Annotated in this window: 1 protein-coding gene and 1 pseudogene; both read left to right on the top strand. The window is 78.7% G+C overall.

Features of this window, described 5'->3' with window-relative positions; all coding sequences use genetic code 11:
- Nucleotides 1-368 (top strand): ATP-binding cassette domain-containing protein (locus ACTS11_RS02805; RefSeq protein WP_442638826.1); only part of this gene is annotated, 368 nt, incomplete at its 5' end.
- Nucleotides 365-1,003: pseudogene (locus ACTS11_RS02800) on the top strand (HlyD family type I secretion periplasmic adaptor subunit); the annotation flags it as partial. The gene ACTS11_RS02805 and the pseudogene ACTS11_RS02800, both read left to right, overlap by 4 nt.

The raw sequence follows: 1,003 nt of genomic DNA, 5'->3' as shown, positions 1-1,003 counted from the left end.
CGCTGCCGCAGGGCTACGAAACCCAGCTCGACGGGACGGCGCCCGCGCTCTCGGGCGGCCAGCGCCAGCGCCTCGCGCTCGCCCGCGCGCTCTACGGCGATCCGGTCCTGCTCGTCCTCGATGAGCCCAGTTCCGCCCTCGACGCGGACGGGGCGGATGCGCTGAACGCCGCCATCGCGGCGATGAAGGCCGAGGGGCGCGCCGTCCTCGTCATGACGCACCGGCCGACCGCGCTCGCGGCCTGCGACCGGCTCCTCGTCCTCGAGGGGGGGCGGGTGACGGCCCTCGGACCGCGGGACGAGATCCTCGGGCGGATGCTGCGGAACGCGGGCGACGTCGCCCGCGCCCTGCGGGCGGGTGGGGCGTGAGCGGCGCCGCGCGCGGGCGCGCCGGGTATCCGCTCGCCCTCGGCGCCTCGGCGATCCTCCTGCTGCTCCTCGCGGTCGGGGGCTGGGGCGTCGGCACGACGCTGGCGGGCGCCGTCGTCGCGCCCGGCCACCTCGAGGCCGAGGGGGAGCGGCAGGCGATCGAGCATGCGGAGGGCGGCGTCCTCGCCGAGATCCTGGCCCGCGACGGCGACCGGGTCGCGGCGGGCGCGGTGCTCCTCCGGCTCGACGGGACGTTCCTGCGCTCGGAGCTCGCCATCGTCGAGGGGCAACTCGCCGAGATCCATGTCCGCAGCGCGCGCCTCCGGGCCGAGCGGGACGGGGCGGACCTCCCCGCCTTCGACGGTGCGCCGGGCCTCGACACGGTGGACGCGGCGGCGCTCGCCGCGCTGGCCGAGGGGGAGCGTGCGCTGTTCCGCGCGCGCCTCGATGCGCAGGCGGGGGCGCTGCGCCAGATCGGGACGCAGCGCGTGCAGCTCGGCCGCCGGATCGAGGGGCTCGGGGCGCAGAGCGCGGCGCTCGCGCGGGAACGTGCGCTGCTGGGCGAGCAGATCGCGGACCTCGCGGCGCTGGTCGACCGGGGCCTCGCCGAAGCCGGGCGCCTCTCCGCGCTCCGG

Origin of the sequence: Roseicyclus sp., from assembly GCF_052168335.1 — a bacterium.
Lineage (GTDB): Bacteria > Pseudomonadota > Alphaproteobacteria > Rhodobacterales > Rhodobacteraceae > Roseibacterium.
Note: the sequence above shows the minus strand (reverse complement) of the source record. Positions and strands in the feature narration are given on the sequence as shown.